Source organism: Levilactobacillus yiduensis, assembly GCF_024718525.1.
In the GTDB taxonomy this organism is placed as follows: domain Bacteria; phylum Bacillota; class Bacilli; order Lactobacillales; family Lactobacillaceae; genus Levilactobacillus; species Levilactobacillus yiduensis.
In genome coordinates this window covers 1-3,282 of sequence record NZ_JAMXAZ010000054.1, presented here as the reverse complement: position 1 = coordinate 3,282, position 3,282 = coordinate 1, and the positions used below count along the sequence as shown (strand labels likewise).

Sequence of the window (3,282 nt, the reverse complement as noted above, 5' to 3'; positions counted from 1 at the left end):
GCTAACTATCATAAGGGAGAGGCTTTCCCTTTTCAATTGCTTATTTTTCTATTTACACATAATTATTTAAACACTCATAATTACTACCTCCAACCATATAGGATTTAGTGGTTATACAATCTACTAGCACTAATTTTATTTAAAACTATACTACCATTGTATGATAACAGAGCATATCAGACAACTTTGATGTTATGCATATTTTTTGACTATTTTCATAGCATTCTGTAAATAGTTTTGTGAAGTCGATTGGCTTTTCATAAGTTTTACAACTATCTGAGTTCAGAATCTCTAATAATCGGCAAACTTGTGGACTATTAATTAACTGCATATATTTTGTGAAAACTAGTTTGTAAGCCTGATAAAACTTCGTAGGAACTGAATTTAAACTATTTACACGATCTTCGCATTTTAGTTCTTGTTCTAATTCTTCCAAAGTTGCTGCCCCTGTATTTCCAAATAATGTTTCACGCGTGGTGCTAGTTGATTTTGAACCAGGTATCGATAAAAAGACACTGTTCTAGGCGTGCTTGAAACCCTAAGTATGATCGCGCAGGGTTGTGTTCGATATTAAATAAACAACATAATTGCGAAAATACCGTCTCTATCCTACGCCGTTGGCCTTTTAATAAGGTTTCATCACTTGAACGTTGTTTCATATTTTTACGACATGGTGTCCAAAACCAGATGCCCTTTCCTTTTAAATCGGTATGCAGTGCATGACTGATATACCCTGAATCAGCCAGAATTTTGGCACTGAAATATTGGTTTACTAAGGCTTTTACCAACTTAACATCATGGATTGAAGCCTTAGTAATGGCGTATGCCACTACAATTCCTGCATTTGTGACCTGAAAATGGCCTTTGAAACCATAAAACCATGTTTTCTTGGTCGCATTATAGCCAATTGAGGCGGTTGGACTAAAAACCTTGGCGCTATGATTGCGGATTGGCTGACACAGAGGCATCGGCATACTATCGATTATGGTATAGGTTGCCGTTGGCAACGCTTCTTGCAGTAAGCCATTTCTAATCATGTTAAACAAAGCTCCGGCTTGCTGACAAATACGGTTGAATCGTGATCTTTCTGGCAGTAACAGCCCCAAACTAGCTAACAAGCGATAAAAGGCTCGCTGATTTTCAATTCCAATGGTAACTTGCCAACACATTAAAGCTAGTACTGTCACATCTTGTAGGATAGCTTGCGTCACATTCTTTCGATGGCGTACAACCGCTGGTACGTATTTGTGGTACAGCGGACTTAGGATTGTTTGCCATTCGAACCATGGGGCTTGTATTCGATTATTACTTTGATTAGACTTAAATTGGTCTGACATACTTAACACTTCTTTGCTCTAGATTGCTTTAAGTGTAAGCCGTCAGGCTTTTTTACTGTCTAAATTTAACTAGCACCACGCGTAATCATAATATTTGCGTTAATAATCCAATCCTTGGTATGCTAGGCTTATCAAATACAGAAAGCAGGTTGGACCTATGGAAACGATGGTTAAAAACGATCTCACACAACTGATGCAACAGCGCGACGACGGCCCCTTCATTGCAATCTATGGCAATACGGCCGTTGTCATGAACGACCTGAACCGCCGCCGCTTACAATTCAAACAATTAATTAACGACGCTGAAACCCAGATGGCCCACCACTTTCCCAAGACAGACTTTGCGCCTTATCAGCAACAGTTGACCCAACTGATCGATGATAACGCCTTCTGGCTTCAACATACGGGGCCTCAAACGGGAATTATTACCAACGGCCGCGATTTACACGTCTTTGACCTGCAATACCCAACCGAAAATCAAGTTATCGTCAATAGTATGCCTGCGATTCGTCCGGTGCTCGCCGACCGTCAACATCAATTTGATTTTGATTTGTTAGCGCTTAACGAAGATAGCATGGCACTCTATGCACAACGTGACGGTCGCTTCATTGAAATCGAGCTGCCCGCGGATGCCCCTCGAACTTTGACAGAAGCACTGGGGACTGAAAAGCGCGGCGGTGACCTGAATTTCAACGCGAGTCCGGTCCACGGCGCGAACTATCACGGCCACAACGCGAAAGCCGAAGAGCGCGATATTGACCAGCGTAACTATTACCAACAAGTTTCAACCTACGTCCAAGCCTACTCACAACGGACACAACGCCTACTGATTTTGATGGGCTTGCCACATAATCAAGCTGTCTTTCGGGCAATCAACAAGAACCCGTACTTGTCGCAACACTTGATGATTGATAAATCGCCAAGCAACTTAACGTTAGGTGCCATGCAAACGGCCATTGAACCAGTTCAGACCAAGTGGCATACGCAGCTCGCCGACATCATGATGGAGCGCTACGACCAGGCCCAATCACGGCAACTCGCCATTGACGATCCCTTCGACATGATCAAACCCGCACTCAGCGGTCGCATCGACACCTTGATCGTTGCAGCTGACGCGAATGTCGCTGGTGGCCTGCCAACAACCACCGTCGAACAACCCGACCCCGTCGCTGCACCAGATAATCTAATCGATGACCTCGTCGATGTGGTGATGGCAATGAATGGTCAGATTCGCATCATCCCAGCTGACCGGATGCCCGTCGAAACTGCCGCCCTCGCCATCATGCGGTACTAAATTGACGTTCGATTAAGCTGAAATAACCCGCCCAAGTTTGTGAGAACTTGGGCGGGTTATTTGGGGTTGTTCAACTTCAAATTCTGCATCCTTTTCAATATTGAATACTTTAGGAATGGTTAGGACTGCGGAATCACCCACCAATCTTACTTTGATCTTCATAATACGCATTGTGATAGTTAATTTGTCATGAATCATGCTATTCCAAGTTCAAAAACAGCCAGCTTAGAATCGCTGGAAAACAAGGCGAGTTACTGTAAACTTTCTGTGGTAGGCGCGTCCTACACCGGCTTCCAGGCATCAACGATACAAATTAAGCCTTTGTCTGAAGGACCAGACACTTAAATATTCAGTGGTCAATTGCACCAAGATAGGTGGTCGTTCATCTGCCATTCGAGCGGTTTCCCGACTGTAGGGGCTGGCTGACAATGCTCAAGGGCGAAATTCTTCTTGTCCGGGTGAATTTCCCGGGCTAGAAGAAGACTCGTATTTGAAATTGCGCAGTGGGTTGCTGCGTGAGTTCAAATCGATGTCCGCCCTGTTCCAGCGTTGTCAGCCGGCCCCGGAAGTCGGACTAAGAACGTGTTTAGAATCTTTTCAAGAGTATTCGCAGGAAGGCTAAGCTAATCATCATCTTACTGGTGTTCAGCT

The 3,282-nt window shown here is 44.0% G+C and carries 3 protein-coding genes; 1 reads left to right on the top strand and 2 read right to left on the bottom strand.

Features of this window, described 5'->3' with window-relative positions:
- Positions 1 to 479 precede the first annotated feature (479 nt).
- The gene (locus tag NGM66_RS14105; RefSeq protein WP_367296638.1) at positions 480 to 1,337 is read right to left on the bottom strand and encodes an IS982 family transposase; all 858 of its coding nucleotides are present in this window, start codon (positions 1,335 to 1,337) and stop codon (positions 480 to 482) included.
- 157 nt (positions 1,338 to 1,494) lie between these two features.
- On the opposite strand from NGM66_RS14105, the gene NGM66_RS14100 reads away from it, so the two are divergent.
- Positions 1,495 to 2,631: a baeRF6 domain-containing protein gene (locus tag NGM66_RS14100; RefSeq protein WP_258115835.1), complete on the top strand. Its 1,137-nt coding sequence runs from the start codon at positions 1,495 to 1,497 to the stop codon at positions 2,629 to 2,631.
- A gap of 12 nt (positions 2,632 to 2,643) precedes the next feature.
- On the opposite strand, the gene NGM66_RS14095 is transcribed toward NGM66_RS14100, so the two are convergent.
- Positions 2,644 to 2,793, bottom strand: coding sequence for a hypothetical protein (locus NGM66_RS14095; protein ID WP_258115834.1), 150 nt, complete (start codon positions 2,791 to 2,793; stop codon positions 2,644 to 2,646).
- Positions 2,794 to 3,282: the final 489 nt, after the last annotated feature.